We start from the raw sequence: 14634 nt of genomic DNA on the forward strand, positions 1-14634 counted from the left end.
GGTCTGATTCTGGTTATCATGTGCAGCAAGCACATTGTAACAAAAAGTTGACATTGTCAACCAATTCTTCCTCACCTCCAGCCCTGTCCGAATGGATCTCTCAAGCGGAGGCCGCACGTCTGCGCGGCGTTTCCAGACAGGCAATCGCCAAGCTCGTCGCCAACCAGCGGCTCGCCGCCCTCGAGGTCGGCGGGCGAAAGCTCGTTAGGCGCGATGACGTGCTCTCTTTTGAACCAATCCCCGCCGGCAGGCCCAAGGCTTCATGAATGGCTGAATCCACCTTTGCGACCATACAACACCTGCTCGCTGAATGCTCAGAGGATGAACGTCATGCCCTGTTCCAGGCGCTCAGAGCCGACCACCAGATCCATCAGCTCGAGCAGACCTTTGGGGCTCGCGCCGAGGTAATCTTAGAGGCAATCCACCGCGCACCTGAGCTAACACGACGCATGTTACGCGGCGTCATTGCAGATGCAGCCTTCGCTCAATCGGTAGTTCCGGCGCTTGCCCAGCGCGGATGGCGCGATGACACCCCAGACGGGAATCACGCTTTCGACCACAGACTACGCGACACTGTCGGTGCGGTTACGGTGCAAGTCAAGCTGCAGCGGAGCGAACGGGGACAACCTGTTGTGACTAACGGCAGACGGTTTGGGCTAGCTGCCGGAATGTACATGGTAGAACCGCAGCGCACGCGCACAGGGAAATCCCTTGATGGCAACGGCGAGGAAACCAAGACGCGCCCCTACCGCTACGGGGAGTTCGATATTCTAGCAGTTTCGCTACAACCGTCTTGCGGCGACTGGGGGGCGTTCCGATACACCTTGGGAAATTGGCTCCTTCCTGGTGCCGGCCCCAACGAAATCGCAACCTACCAGCCGGTAGCGATGAGGCCAAATGAGGATTGGACTGACGATTTCGACGTAGCCGCGGGCTGGCTCCGAGCTGGGATGGTCAAGCGGATTGGCAACACCAACCAGGTTGAGGACCTACTGTCCCGGCAGTAGTCAAGTTGGCCCAGCTTGGCGCAGGCAATGGCCTGCGCCAGCTTCCGGATCACCAAGGCCCACAAATGCCACCGCCCCGCGCGGCGCTGATCGTCGCTGCCACTCCCCGATCCGAACTACCTTTCGTCAGGCGCGCCTCGATCAACCTCAGTTTCGGGTAAGGCGATCTACAGTCGCTGAAACTGTCCACTCGATGCACGAATACTACGCCAGAGGTTTCTGCACAAGGACTATAGGGTGAGCTCGATCCGCGCCACCACCAGCATATTTTGCTAGCACAACCTTGTCCCCTTCCTTTGGTCGTTCGCCGTAGACACTCGACATATTAAAGAAAATATCCTTCGCACCACATTGTATGAATCCCCACGCCCCGTAGCGAATCTCCCTTACCGTACCAACAAGCCGTTGATCGACCGGATAACACAACAATCCGCACATATCAACCAATTGGTCTGCAGTTGGTCTGGCTCCCGGATCCTTCGTCAAGCATGCCAAAATCAGACGCGTAAGCTCTGCTGACAAAGGCGCAAACTGCGGATTGGAGGACAAGAACTTCGGAAATTGAGGAGGGGCAGCCTCCAGAATCTTTCCAACCGCCCGCAGGCCTGCACCAAATGGCAGATCGCCAGTCAGAAACCGGTACATCATTGCACCAAGTGACCAAATATCAGCTGGGCGACCAGCTGAACGGGGCGTGTCAATAGCTTCAGGAGCCATATATGGCAAAGCGCCGACTGCGGTTGCATTGGTGGATAATGTCGACTCGCCTTTCTCAGCTGCATCCGCCAACTCTTCGTCAGCCATTTTAGCAATACCGAAGTCTGTAATCTTTACTTCTTCTAATTTATATCCTCCTGTTGCCATTGCGTTCGTAGGCTTCAGATCTCTATGCCATACTCCCGCGTGATGCGCGGCCGCCACACCCTTTCCAAGATGGTGAAACAGCCTCGCGGCCAGATATGGGTCGACGTATCCAGTATGCTGGAGAAGCGCGGCCTCAAGATCTTGGCCCTCAATAAATTCCTCTACAAGATACTGCCCCCCATCAGACTCAAGATAATCTAATGTCTTGGCGACATTGGGGTGATTGACCTTTGCCGCGACGACAGCACTGCGCTTGAATCTTTTAAGTGCCGAATTATTCTTTGGAGTTTTCAATGCGACGTCACGACTTAGAGCAAGATCAAACGCCCTATATACGTGCTGCATCCCCCCCTCCCCCACGTGCATCTCAATTCGATAGCGACCGTTGATGATATCGCCACTGCCATGTGGACCAGTCATAGCACTATCTCCGGATGCGAAACATCAAATGTAATGAAGGCTCTTTCATTGGCTCTGCGATGCGCATCTCCTAAGGAGACCACACATGATCCAGGCAGGGTATCGCCAACGTTGGGGCGACGATTATTGATTGCCACCTCGCCTGATGCAGCACTTACAACAAAATCGAGTCCGTTGTAATTTATAGCGATGGCCCCCACGCCCTTCAATTCGAGATTGACCGCCCTATTATTCGCGTTCAAATACCGGGGACTACCCCCATACACAGCTAGTGCTTGATGCTTGTCCCTGAGAAGATAGCGCATTAGGACGTCAGTTACTGCTCCCATTGAAGGGCGGTCATCTGCAGTCGGTGCAAGGCAAGCATCTAGTACGTCGCACAAGTGCTGGTCAATGCCGAGTGGAAGTGCGGAAAAATACGATCGCCCTGCTGAGCGAGGGGGAATTGCGCATAGCTCTTCAGGCAAATCCCCTGTCGCAAGATAAAGAGCTGTAGCGCCAAAGGCGTACACATCTACGGCTTGTGTGAACGTTGCCTGCATCGCATAAAGCTCGGGAGCACCAAATCCCTGAGTTCCCACAAAGCCACGCGTCATGGCCGCCGGCCCACTATCGCGAGCCAAGCCAAAGTCATAAATCTTTAGAATTCCCTCCGAATCCATTTTCATATTATTTGGCTTGATGTCGCGATGTATGACACCTGCCGCATGTATATCCCTGATACCCGCGGAGATTTGCCAAATAACCTGAAGAAATGAGTCGAGAGCAAGCTTTTTGAAACGGTCATCGAACAAATCGACACCAGCAATGAATTCCTGGACAATCCCCAAGGCGTCCCCATCCAGTTTCAGCACGTCGTAGACCTGAACAACATGCTTCGAGCGCATCTTCAAAAGAGCCTGAAGCTCATCGATTATGCGTCGACGCTGTTTCGGGTCCTTGAGCACCTTAATCGCGACAGGCCTCTCTAAATGAGAGTCGTTGCAAAACAAGACTGAGCCCATTCCACCATTTGCGACAACGCCAGTTGAAACATATCTTGCCGGGAGAGTTATCATTTTTTTTCATTATTTTGGAATTCAATGATAAGTTGAGGTTTTTCGGCATCCTCAACCTTTGCGCCAGACTCCTTCTGCTTTGGTGTATCAGTCTGTTTGCTAGCCTTTTGGACTTTTACATTTTTCTCTTTTTTCGGGTTACCAGGGTCGCGCTGTTTTCGTGTGCGCGGCTGCTTTGCCGCAAGGGGCTTCGACAACGAAAGGTCGCTTTCAGCGATATATGTCTCTTTTCTGCCCCCGTCAGAGCCTGGCTTGTGGACAATTTTTACTTGCCCCACTGAGACCATTTGCAGTTCACCGTGTGGATCCCAAAATTCAAGTATGTTTTCGGCCCCATCCCCCAACTCAAGGAGCTTCGTTGCTTCAAATGGGCAGAACACTGCGCCACTTGCGTTGTCGTGCCCACCCCGCCATCGCGCAACGTCCACCAAACGCTTAATACCTATCGCCGGCTCAGGAGAATTAGCAAGAATTTCTGTTATAAAATCCTTATAGACACTATGCAGTCCGTCGGAAGAAAGGAGCATCTGATCCGTATCTCGATATTCCAAACTACCAGTGTGTGCTTCGAGATCCGGCCCCACGCCAATGAACTGAAGCAACTGATTTCTGCCAGCCAAACTGCCCCCATGAGGAAGCTGACCTTCAAGCGTGTCGTCGATGGTCAACTGCTCGAGTTCATTGTGCGTCTTACGGTAAATGCGACTGTCGCCTACATTGACCCAATGCAGCTTTCCCGGTTCGCACAATAGGACGGCTGATAATGTCGCCCCTCCACGTGAACGATAAAGCTCGAAAACTATTCGATTTGCCTCAACTGCCGCGTATCGCAATTGTTCATTCAAAGCAAGGGCAGATCCGCGAATCTCCACAAATGCCGTCATAAAGCCCGCCAAGGCAGTGGCCCCGCATATGGCCCCATCAGCCATCCCCCCCATGCCATCGCACAACGCGATGACAAAGTATCGGCGCCCATTCGGGTCCATACCTTTCAGCACGGCAACCCGATCTTGGTTTTCTTGTCTAACTACCCCAACATCGGTAGTAATCGCGATAGAGGACTCGCCGACACGGCGCACAGCCGCACCAGCTGTCTTTCGAAGCAACCATGCGGTGAGCGAGGTCCTGATTTGCTCCATTTGCATATGTCGTTTTTTGTGTATCCGTGGTGGTTGTGTCGTGAGGTTTGCCTGTCGTATCACGCCCTGTAGCCTTCGGCAGCTAGTTTCTCGAGCCTCTTTAGGGCTGGCTCGGCACAACCCTCTTGTGGATTTTACGCCTCCTACATGAGCTACAGCATGCACGAAGAGTCTCGAATCCGCTATGCCTTGACAGCGTGCTACTCGCCGCTGGATACACTTTCGCATGCAGCGTACACATCACACGCTTGCACAAACCCGGGAATCCCGCATAGAATCACGGCTCCGCGGGCGTCGTATAATGGCTATTACCTTAGCTTCCCAAGCTAAAGACGTGGGTTCGATTCCCATCGCCCGCTCCACCTCAAGTCGAGACAAGCCGCCTTTGCCACCGTTAACACTGTTACGGTGATCTGCCCGGCGGCTTTTTTGTTGCCATGCTTCCCCAAGACCCCAGCACCGGACCGACGCCGGCCGATGACGCCGCGCCGGTGGACAACGCCCAGCAGCCGTCCGCCCCTTCCGCCCCCTCCCCTGCCGATCCTGAAGGCGTTGCGCATCCGCGCCGCATCCGCTCGTTCGTGCGCCGTGCCGGGCGGACCTCGACCGGGCAGCAGCGCGCCATCGACGAAGTCGGTCCGCGCATGCTGGTGCCGTATGCGCCGCACCCGCTGGACTGGGAAGCCACCTTCGGCCGCCACGCGCCGTCGATCCTGGAGATCGGCTTCGGCATGGGCGAGACCACCGCGCACATCGCGGGGCTGCGGCCGCAGGACAATTTCCTGGGTTGCGAGGTGCATGAGCCCGGCGTCGGCGCCCTGCTCAAGCTGATCGCCGAGCGCGGCCTGGAGAACATCCGCATCCTGCAGCACGACGCGGTCGAGGTCATCGCCCATATGCTGACCGACGACAGCCTGGACGGCGTGCATATCTATTTCCCGGATCCGTGGCACAAGAAGCGCCATAACAAGCGCCGGCTGGTGCAGCCGCCGCTGGTGAAGCTGCTGGCGGCGCGGCTGAAGCCGGGTGGCTATATCCACTGCGCGACCGACTGGGAAGAGTATGCGCACCAGATGGTCGAAGTGCTGGCGGGCGAGCCGCTGCTGGAAAACACCTCCAGTACGCCGGACGGCTTTGCCGAACGGCCGGACTACCGGCCGGTGACCAAGTTCGAGCGGCGCGGCGTGCGGCTCGGGCATGGGGTGTGGGACGTGGTGTTCCGCAAGCGGGCCTGAACGCAGGCGCCAGGCGCAAACAAAAAAGCGTGGCATTGGCCACGCTTTTTTGTTTGCCCGGTGCCCCCGCTTATGCGTGCCAGGACACCAGCCCCGAGTAAGCGGTGAACAGCACCACAATGCCAAATGCAATGCGATACCACGCAAATGGCTTGAAATCATGCGTGGCAACAAAGCGCAGCAGCCAGCGCACGCACAGGAACGCGGACAGGAAGGCGAAGATAAAGCCGACGGCGAAGATGCCGAGGTCGTCGCCGTCCAGCAGCGCGCGCGCCTTGTACAGCTCATAGACCGTCGCGCCGAAGATCACCGGGATCGCGAGGAAGAACGAGAACTCCGTCGCCACCTGCCGCGACAGCCCGAACAGCATGCCGCCGATGATGGTGGCCCCCGAGCGCGAGGTGCCCGGCACCAGTGCAAAGCACTGCGCCAGGCCCACCTTGAGCGCATCGCGCCAGTTCAGGTCGTCGACCGATTCGATGCGCGGCGCGCCCGCCTTGGCCGCTTCCAGCAGCGCATTGCCCTGCGGATGCGAGACCGTGCCGCGGCGCGCGTCGCGCCATTCGGCCAGCAGGATCACCACGCCGCCGACGATAAAGGCCAGCGCCACCGAGATCGGGTTGAACAGGTGGGCCTTGATCCATTTGCCGAAGATAAAGGCCAGGATGATCGCCGGCGCGGTCGCGATCACCACGTTGATGGCAAAGCGCTGCGCCTTCGGCTCCGACCCCAGGCCGCGCACCACGCTGCCGATGCGTGCCCGGAATTCCCAGCAGACCGCCAGGATGGCGCCGAACTGGATCACGATCTCGAAGACCTTGCCCTTTTCGTCGTTGAAGTCGAGCAGTTGGCCCGCCAGGATCAGGTGGCCGGTACTCGAGATGGGAAGGAACTCGGTCAGTCCTTCGACAATGCCGAGGATCACGGCTTTCAGGGCAAGTGCGATTTCCATGCGGAACGGAGAAACGTTGTCATCGGCGTTGCCCGGCATGCGCCGGACCGCCTGGTTTGTTGTTCGAGCGCCCGGATAACCCGAGGGCGATCAGGGGCGGTTGACCTTGACGTTGATGCCGTCAGGCAAAACGGTGATTGTACCGGGCTCGACTTGCGCGCCGGCGACGCGCAGCTGGTCTTCCCGGAACGTATAGAGCGGATAGCCCTGCAGCAACTGCTCGGCCAGGATGCCGCCCAGCGCATTGAGCTGGCGCGAGAACTGCGCCGGCATGCCCTGCACGTCGAAACGCTGCACTTCAGGGTCCTGCAGCACCACCGAGCGCGTCGGCGCGTCATAGCGCAGCCCGCTGTCCAGCGCGAAGCGCCCTGTCAGCGCCTGGCGGAAGAACAGCTTGTTGTCGATGACGGCGTCGAATTGCACGTTGACGCGGTTGCGCACCGAATCAAGCGTCAGCTGCGGATTGGTGAGCTGGATATCGAACAGCTCCATATAGCGCTTGTTGAACGGGAACTTGCGCTCCAGCGCCGCCTGCAGCTGGCTTTGCGAGAACGTGTACTCGTTGCGGAACGCGCCGCAGGCGGCGAGGCCGGCGGCCAGCGCGGCCGCGCCAGCGACGGCCAGCCAGCGCCGTCGGGAAGTCCGGATCATGTTGCCTCCGAGTTCAGGAGTGGATGGCGGGCGCGCCGGCACGGTGGCCGATGTCACCCGCGCGAGCCGGGCCGTGCAGGCGCGGCCTGCGGCGCGGTCAGGATTTCGAGTCGGGTCAGCCAGTGCAGCGCGGCTTCGCGCGAGTCGCCGCACATTTCGGCCGAGGGCTTCAGGCCGGCGCAGAACGCCGGCCGGTCGGGGCGGCCGAACACCGCGCAGCGCATGTCGGGCAGCAACTGCGCGCACGGCACGCCCGCGGGCTTGCCCTCGGGCATACCCGGCAGGGCCGAGGCAATCGAGGGGGCAATGCAACAGGCGCCGCAGCCAGCGCGGCAGGAAAGGTGTGACCGGCAACTCATCGCAATGGTTCAGGAAACGCCGCGGCACGCCATGGCAAGCAACGCGGCTGACATCAAGGCGCCATTGTGCCCCAAGGGCCGCCATCCTCCTGTAAGAAAAGGAAAACGCCGCGTGCGCGATCGCACTTGCCCTGCACCGGACACCGCACCGCACGCGCACCTGGCATCACATGTCTCGGATCCGCCTCGGTGTGAACCCTAGCCCGCCCCGACCGCGCTTGACCCTCACAAGGCGCTACCCTACATTACTGACCCACAAGTTATTAACATCCAGCCCAGCCTCAACGTGCCCCGCAGTCCTCGCAAGACACCCGTGAAAACACCCGCCGAACCGCACCAGGAAGCCGATGCGCCGCGCTGGAGCCGGCGCAAGGCCGCGCGCCCGCAGGAGCTGGTGGCGGCGGCGCTCGACCTGTTCGTGGAACGCGGCTACGCGGCCACGCGCCTGGAAGACGTGGCGGCTGCCGCGGGCGTGTCCAAGGGCACTGTCTACCTGTACTTCGCCAACAAGGAAGAGCTGTTCAAGTCCGTGGTGCGCGCAAACCTGGTCCCGGCCCTGTCGCGCGGCACCGAACTGGTCGACCGCTATGAGGGCAGCACGCCGGAACTGCTGCGCGAACTGCTGCGCGGCTGGTGGGGCCTGATCGGCGCCACGCCGGTGGCGGGGCTGACCAAGCTGATCATGGCCGAGTCGGCCAACTTCCCCGACATCGCCCGCTTCTATAACGAAGAGGTGATGGTGCCGGGCGACGAACTGTTCGCCAGGGTGCTGGCGCGCGGCGTGGCGCGCGGCGAGTTCCGCCCGATGCCGGCCAACCCCACCACCACGCTGATCTGCGCCCCGCTGGTGTTCCTGATGCTGTGGCAGCGCGCGCTGCGCGCCACCTCTGAAAAAGACATCGACCCCGAGGTCTTCCTCGACCAGTTGCTCGACACGCTGCTGTTCGGCCTGACCACCGGCGCGGCGCGCGAGCGGCCGCTGCCGCCGCAGCAAGGCCCCTACGTGTGGGAGCGCATCCGCGACGAGATGCTGGCGCAAGATGCCGGGGGGGAGGCCAGCGCGGAATGAACCCGACGGCGCCCGCAAGGTTAAAATAACGGGTTAGACAAGACTGTCCGGCCGTGGGCACCGCGCGGCCGGCGCACAGAACGACAGCGGTTGGCCTTGGTAAGGAATGGCAAGATGGATCTCGAAAAAGCCCGATTCAACATGATCGAACAGCAAATCCGCCCGTGGGACGTGCTGGACCAGGAAATCCTGGACCTGCTGGCGGTGGTCAAGCGGGAGCAGTTCGTCCCGGCCGCGTACGCCTCGCTGGCGTTCGTCGACATGGAGATTCCGCTGCCCGCCGGGCAGAACATGCTGCCGCCGCGGGTAGAGGCCCGCATCCTGCAGGACCTGGCCGTGCGCAAGCATGAAAACGTGCTGGAAATCGGCGCCGGCTCCGGCTACATGGCCGCCCTGCTGGCCAACCGCGCGCGCCACGTGCTGACCGTGGACATCGTGCCCGAGCTGGTCGAGCTGGCCCGCACCAACCTCGCCAACGCCGGCATCACCAACGTCGACGTCGCCGAAGGCAATGCCGCCGACGGCTGGGCCGCCGCGGCGCCGTACGACGTGATCTGCATCTCCGGCTCGCTGCCGGCGCTGCCGCAGTCGATCCTGTCGCAGGTCAAGGTGGGCGGCCGCATCGCCGCCTTCGTGGGCGAACTGCCGGTGATGGAAGCACGCCTCATCACGCGCGTGTCCGAGACCGAGTACCAGGTCGTCAACCTGTTCGAGACCGCGGTCAAGCCCCTGCAGGGCGCGGCCCGTCCGTCGCAGTTCCAGTTCTGAGGACCGTTCCATCATGCAGGTGATCAAGCCGACCGAACTGGCCCAGTGGCTGGCCGATGCCAGCCGCGCCAGGCCGGTCCTTCTCGATGTGCGTGAAGGCTGGGAGGTGCAGACCTGCGCCATGCCCGGCATCACCCATATCCCGATGCGCGACATCCCGGCCCGCGCCGCCGAACTGGATGAGGACGCAGACATCGTCTGCATCTGCCACCACGGCATGCGCAGCATGCAGGTGGCCGCGTTCCTGGAGCGCCAGGGCTACGCCAGGGTCTACAACCTGACCGGCGGCGTCGACGCCTGGGCCAGCGAGGTGGACCCGGCCATGCCGAAGTACTGAAGCGAGGCGCGGCCTGGCCACGCGGGCCGGCCGCTTTCGCTCGCACTGCAAGCAGCATTCCGAAGAAGAAACGACCGTAGGCCGCGGCCAGCGCCCGGCAACCTGGAGGTGTCATGACGTTTGCGCCCAACGCCCTGCCCGGAGCGATCCGGACACGCCTGGCGATCGCGGCTACCCTGCTCGCCCCGCTGCTTGCCCTGCTGCCCGCGGCACCGGCAGGCGCGGCCGACCTGCTGCAGGTCTATCGCGATGCGCAATCCAATGACGCGCAGTTCGCCAGCGCCCGCTCGCAGCTGCTCGCCACGCGTGAGCGGCTGCCGCAGGGCCGCGCCGGGCTGCTGCCGCAGGTGATCGGCACCGCGGGCGCCAACCGCACCAAGCTCGACCAGACCGCCTCGCTGCCGATCAATGGCTCGCCCGGCGCTTCGGGCACGCGTTTCTTCAACAACAACAACTGGCAGTTGCAGCTGAGCCAGCCGCTGTTCCGCTGGGACCGCTGGGAAACCTACAAGCAGGGCGAGCTGGCCGCGCTGGCGGGCGAAGTCACCTTCCACCAGGCCGAGCTCGACCTGATCACGCGCGCCGCGCAGGCCTATTTCGACGTGCTCGCCGCGCAGGACAACCTGTACCTGGCGCGCGCGCAGAAGAAGGCGATCGGCGAGCAGCTGGAACAGGCCAAGCGCAACTTCGAGGTCGGCACCGCGACCATCGTCGATGCCAACGACGCCCAGGCGCGCTTCGACCTGGCCACCTCGACCGAGATCGCCGCGCAGAGCGACCTGGAGATCCGGCGCGCCACGCTGCAGCAGATCACCGGCAAGCCGGTCGACGAACTGATGGGCCTGCGCTCCGAGGCGCCCATCCCCGGCCCGCAGCCGCCCGACGTCAACGCCTGGGCCGCGCAGGCCGAGACCAGCAACCCGCAGGTCAACCTGGCCGGCTACAACCTGGAAACCGCGCAGCGCGAGACCAACAAGGCCAAGGCCGGGCACCTGCCGTCGGTCGACCTGGTGGCGTCGTACGGCTTCAACAACCAGACCGGCAGCGCCACGCAGGCGATCTCGACGCACTACAACGCGTCGCAGATCGGCGTGCAGCTGACCATGCCGATTTTCTCCGGCGGCCAGATCCAGTCGCGCGTGCGCGAGACCATCGCCCTGGCGGACAAGGCCGCGAGCGACCTGGAATTCGCGCGCCGCACGGCCGCGCAGACGGCGCGGCAGACCTATTCCGGCGTATCCAACGGCCTGGCGCAGGTCAAGGCGCTGGAAGCCGCCGAGCGCTCGGCGCAGAGCGCGGTGGAATCGAACCAGCTGGGTTATGAGGTCGGCGTGCGCATCAATATCGATGTGCTGAACGCCGAGGCGCAGCTGTTCTCCACGCGGCGCGACCTGGCCAGGGCGCGCTATGACACGATCATGAACGGCTTGCGGCTGAAGGCTTCCACCGGGGTGCTGCAGGAAGCGGATGTGGTCCAGATCAATACGCTGCTGACTTCGGTGCCGGGGTCGATGTACACGCTGCCGGTGCCGGCGCAGGCCGGCGGCAAGGCGCCGGCAAAGGCGGCCACCGCGGATCGCCGCGGTGTGCGGCGCGATGGCGGAACGCCGCGCTCCTGATCCCACTGACATGATGCAAACGGGCCGCAACTGCGGCCCGCTAGATTGCTGACAAAGGGGAAATGCCAGGCTGTTCGCTCCCCTCTCCCGCTTGCTTGCGGGAGAGGGGCTGGGGGAGAGGGCAGGCGCATGGCAAGCACCGTGACGTCTCACTTCGTGGCAACGCCTGCCCTCTCCCCCGCCCCTCTCCCATAAATGGGAGAGGGAAGACAACATTCGCCGCCTTTGACGTTGTCAGCAGCCTCACGGGCCGCAACTGCGGCCCGCTTTCTTTCTGTGGTGAGGCGGGCCACGTCGGCCATCTTTTCCATCCCCTCCCGCCTGCGCCCCAACCACCATCGACAACTCGTCCGCCAGCGACGCCCGGTATGACGCTGGCGCCCTGGCGGCGCGCGCCTTCCTGCAACAGACGCCGGCAAGAGGTTGCCACGGCGTGGCGGGAGATCTCCGCACACCGGCATTCGTTCGTCTCCGCGTTATAGCGCAGGTGCCATACGTTAATTCAGATTTTCTTAAATCTAAATTAGATAAATAACAGGTATTTTCGGATTGATCCTATATCCGGCTGGACGCCGCCCGCATAAGACTTTGCGCCGTATTGATGTGACTTGGTGCGGGCGTAATGAGCGCCCCGCAGAATAGCCAATCCCTGGCTGTCGGTGGCAGCCACCAATCCATTTTCCGGGAGCGCGTTTGCATGGGTAGCCGATCGCCGTTTTCGTATCGTACCGTCACCGTTTCCGGTGAGGGACTCCCGGAATTGCTGGACCAGCCGCTGCTGGTATTTTCCCGGCTGTCCGGCACCGAGGGCCTCAATGCTCTGTTCGAATACGAACTGGAACTGAAGACGCCCGATGAACGCAATGTTCTGTATGGCCCTGCGGGCAATCTGGACCTGGAAGCCATGCAGGGCAAGGAACTGACCGTCACCATCGAACTGGACGGCGCCGGCAGCGGCCTGGCGGGTGGCATCGGCAAGGGGAAGCGTGAAATAACCGGCCTGGTAACGGAGGTACGGGGCCCCTTCCATGAGAACGAACGCATCCTGTATCGCCTGACGCTGCGCCCGTGGCTTTGGCTCGCCACGCTCACCAGTACCTTCAAGCGGTTCCAGAACATGAACGTGCTGGAAATCGTGGAGGCGGTGCTGAGCAACTACACCTTCCCGGTCGAGCGCCGTCTGCTGGATATCCAGTACCCCAAGCGGGAATATCAGCTACAGCCTGGCGAGACGGACTACCAGTTCGTGCGCCGCCTGCTCGCGGAGTGGGGAATTTCGTTCTTCTTTGAACACTCGAACGGCCATCACCGCATGGTGCTGACCGACGGGAACGGCGCCTTCAAGGCCATTCCCAGTCCCGCCTATCACACCATCAGTTGGTATCCGTCATCGGACCGGGTGGATGAGGAACACCTCTATCAGTTCGAGACGCACGACCGGCTGACCACCGGCAAATGGGCGCACGGCGATCACGACTTCAAGCAGCCGCGCGCTGATATGAACGTGTCCGCCGAAGATCCGCGCGACACCAGCCACGCCACCCACGAACGGTACGCCTGGCCGGGTGACCATGCCGAGCCCATGGCCGGCAGCGATGCCCGCCAGGAAGGCGACATGCTCGCGCGCATCCGCATGGAAGCCATCCGGCAGCACGGCCACCGCGTGCGCGGCAAGGGGAATGTGCGCGCCATGGCGCCCGGCCACACTTTCAAACTAGCGCGCTTCCTCCGCAAGAAGTCCAACTGCGAGTACCTGATTCTGGACGCGCGCCTGCTGATCGAGGACGTGGGCGAGTTTGCCGGCAGCCGCCAGCAATGGCGCTGCGAGGTCGAATTCGAGGCGCAGCCCACCCGTGAAATCTTCCGGCCCGAATGGGTCAAGAAGCCCCATATCGGCGGCTATCACATCGCCAGGGTTACCGGTCCGGCCAATCAGGAAATCTGGTGCGACAAGTTCGGGCGGGTCCGCTGCGAGTTTGCCTGGGATCGCTACGGCAATGACGACGAGAACAGTTCCTGCTGGATTCGCGTGTCCAACTTCGCCTCGGGCGACCGCTTCGGCAACACGCACCTGCCGCGCATCGGGCAGGAGGTTATCGTGGCCTACCTGGGTGGCGACCCGGACCGGCCCATCATCGTCGGGGTGGTCAACAACCAGTTGAACCTGCCGCCATGGGACCTGCCGAACCAGCTTGCCCTGTCCGGCTACCAGAGCAAGGAACTGTTCGGCGAGGGCCGCAACCACACGCTCTACGACGACACGCAGGGCCAGCAGCAGGTGCAGGTCGCATCGGACCACCGGAGCAGCTTGCTGGCGCTCGGCCACAACGTCCGGGTGAACGACTGGGAGGGCCGCAAGGACAAGCGGGGCGAGGGGTTCGAATTGCGCACCGATGCGCATGGCGCCGTGCGCGCCGCACTTGGCATGCTCGTCACGACCTTCTCGCGCCTGAACGCCGAGGGCAACGCCATAAACGTGCGCGATGTCGTGCAGTTGCTGGAAAAGGCGCAGGATATCGCCACGACCATGGGCGCGAAGGCCACCGAAGCCGAAGCGCAGGATGGCGAGCAGCCAGCGGTTGCCAAAAAGCTTGAGACGCAAGCCGAACAAATCAGGGGCGGCGGCGCGTTGAAGGAATTCACCGCACCCCACCTGGTGTCGGCGAGCCCCGCCGGCATCGTCTCCACCGCCGCCGGCTCGACCCATATCGCCAGCGGCGACGACACCGCATTGACCACCGGGGAACACCTGTCGGTCACCACTGGCGGTGGCTTCTTTGCCAGCGTGCGCAAAGCGCTGCGCCTGTTCGTCTATGAGGCCGGCATGAAGCTGGTCGCCAACATGGGCGACATCGACCTGCAAGCGCTGAAGAACAACATCAACCTGCTGGCAAAGCTCAAGGTCACGCTGACCGCCGACGAGATCACCATCCAGGCCAGGCAGAAATTATTGCTGGCAGGCGGCGGCAGCTACCTGCGCCTGGACGGCAACATCGAGCATGGCACCAACGGCAAGTTCACCGTCCACGCCGCCAGCAAACAGCTGACCGGGCCGAACAGCATCCCCACCGAACCGAGCCCCAGGCAGGTCTGCCTGGAATGCCTGCTCAAGGCGGCCAAACGCAATACCGCCCTGCTGCTGCGCTGACAGGGATC

Annotated in this window: 13 protein-coding genes and 1 tRNA gene; 8 read left to right on the forward strand and 6 right to left on the reverse strand. The window is 61.9% G+C overall.

From position 1 onward, the window contains the following. Positions 1 to 266: 266 nt before the first annotated feature. Complete coding sequence (locus tag JTE92_RS25840) at positions 267 to 1007, forward strand: hypothetical protein (RefSeq protein WP_063240531.1); 741 nt, start codon at positions 267 to 269, stop codon at positions 1005 to 1007. Between the two features lie 204 nt (positions 1008 to 1211). Here JTE92_RS25840 and JTE92_RS25845 read toward each other — a convergent pair whose 3' ends face one another. Genes JTE92_RS25845 through JTE92_RS25855 form a run of 3 tightly spaced genes read right to left on the reverse strand, consistent with a single transcriptional unit; the run spans position 1212 to position 4488 of the window. Beyond that, complete coding sequence (locus JTE92_RS25845; protein WP_084254718.1) at positions 1212 to 2291, reverse strand: serine/threonine-protein kinase; 1080 nt, start codon at positions 2289 to 2291, stop codon at positions 1212 to 1214. Next, the gene (locus JTE92_RS25850) at positions 2288 to 3349 is read right to left on the reverse strand and encodes a serine/threonine-protein kinase (protein WP_084254719.1); all 1062 of its coding nucleotides are present in this window, start codon (positions 3347 to 3349) and stop codon (positions 2288 to 2290) included. Before JTE92_RS25850 ends, JTE92_RS25845 begins: the two co-directional genes overlap by 4 nt. Next, complete coding sequence (locus tag JTE92_RS25855; protein ID WP_147318580.1) at positions 3346 to 4488, reverse strand: PP2C family protein-serine/threonine phosphatase; 1143 nt, start codon at positions 4486 to 4488, stop codon at positions 3346 to 3348. The genes JTE92_RS25850 and JTE92_RS25855 overlap by 4 nt, the downstream gene beginning before the upstream one ends. 287 nt (positions 4489 to 4775) lie before the next feature. Between JTE92_RS25855 and JTE92_RS25860 the strand changes: the two genes are divergently transcribed. Together JTE92_RS25860 and trmB are read left to right on the forward strand one after the other, a co-directional pair. Further along, a tRNA-Gly gene (locus JTE92_RS25860) sits at positions 4776 to 4850 on the forward strand. 75 nt (positions 4851 to 4925) lie between these two features. After that, positions 4926 to 5723 carry a tRNA (guanosine(46)-N7)-methyltransferase TrmB gene (gene trmB / locus JTE92_RS25865; RefSeq protein ID WP_063240534.1) on the forward strand — a complete coding sequence of 266 codons (798 nt, stop codon included), beginning with the start codon at positions 4926 to 4928 and terminating at the stop codon, positions 5721 to 5723. A gap of 70 nt (positions 5724 to 5793) precedes the next feature. On the opposite strand, the gene JTE92_RS25870 is transcribed toward trmB, so the two are convergent. The 3 genes from JTE92_RS25870 to JTE92_RS25880 form a co-directional block, all read right to left on the reverse strand. Then, positions 5794 to 6675 carry an undecaprenyl-diphosphate phosphatase gene (locus JTE92_RS25870; RefSeq protein ID WP_063240565.1) on the reverse strand — a complete coding sequence of 294 codons (882 nt, stop codon included), beginning with the start codon at positions 6673 to 6675 and terminating at the stop codon, positions 5794 to 5796. A 90-nt stretch (positions 6676 to 6765) separates the two neighbouring features. Next, the gene (locus JTE92_RS25875; protein WP_063240535.1) at positions 6766 to 7326 is read right to left on the reverse strand and encodes a DUF1439 domain-containing protein; all 561 of its coding nucleotides are present in this window, start codon (positions 7324 to 7326) and stop codon (positions 6766 to 6768) included. A 53-nt stretch (positions 7327 to 7379) separates the two neighbouring features. Beyond that, positions 7380 to 7685 carry a hypothetical protein gene (locus JTE92_RS25880; protein WP_063240536.1) on the reverse strand — a complete coding sequence of 102 codons (306 nt, stop codon included), beginning with the start codon at positions 7683 to 7685 and terminating at the stop codon, positions 7380 to 7382. 286 nt (positions 7686 to 7971) lie between these two features. Here JTE92_RS25880 and JTE92_RS25885 point away from each other — a divergent pair, with 286 nt between their 5' ends. The 5 genes from JTE92_RS25885 (at position 7972) to JTE92_RS25905 (ending at position 14626) form a co-directional block, all read left to right on the forward strand. Next, on the forward strand, positions 7972 to 8754 hold the full coding sequence (locus JTE92_RS25885) for a TetR/AcrR family transcriptional regulator (RefSeq protein WP_063240537.1): 783 nt from the start codon (positions 7972 to 7974) through the stop codon (positions 8752 to 8754). A gap of 114 nt (positions 8755 to 8868) precedes the next feature. Next, positions 8869 to 9522, forward strand: a complete 654-nt coding sequence (locus JTE92_RS25890) for a protein-L-isoaspartate O-methyltransferase family protein (RefSeq protein WP_063240538.1) — start codon at positions 8869 to 8871, stop codon at positions 9520 to 9522. 13 nt (positions 9523 to 9535) lie between these two features. Beyond that, positions 9536 to 9859 (forward strand): rhodanese-like domain-containing protein, encoded by a 324-nt coding sequence (locus JTE92_RS25895; RefSeq protein WP_063240539.1) that lies wholly within the window; start codon positions 9536 to 9538, stop codon positions 9857 to 9859. 113 nt (positions 9860 to 9972) lie between these two features. Continuing rightward, positions 9973 to 11478 (forward strand): TolC family outer membrane protein, encoded by a 1506-nt coding sequence (locus JTE92_RS25900; protein WP_063240540.1) that lies wholly within the window; start codon positions 9973 to 9975, stop codon positions 11476 to 11478. Between the two features lie 622 nt (positions 11479 to 12100). Beyond that, on the forward strand, positions 12101 to 14626 hold the full coding sequence (locus tag JTE92_RS25905; protein WP_239477820.1) for a type VI secretion system Vgr family protein: 2526 nt from the start codon (positions 12101 to 12103) through the stop codon (positions 14624 to 14626). The last annotated feature ends 8 nt before the right edge of the window (positions 14627 to 14634 follow it).

Origin of the sequence: Cupriavidus oxalaticus (assembly GCF_016894385.1) — a bacterium.
GTDB lineage: Bacteria > Pseudomonadota > Gammaproteobacteria > Burkholderiales > Burkholderiaceae > Cupriavidus > Cupriavidus oxalaticus.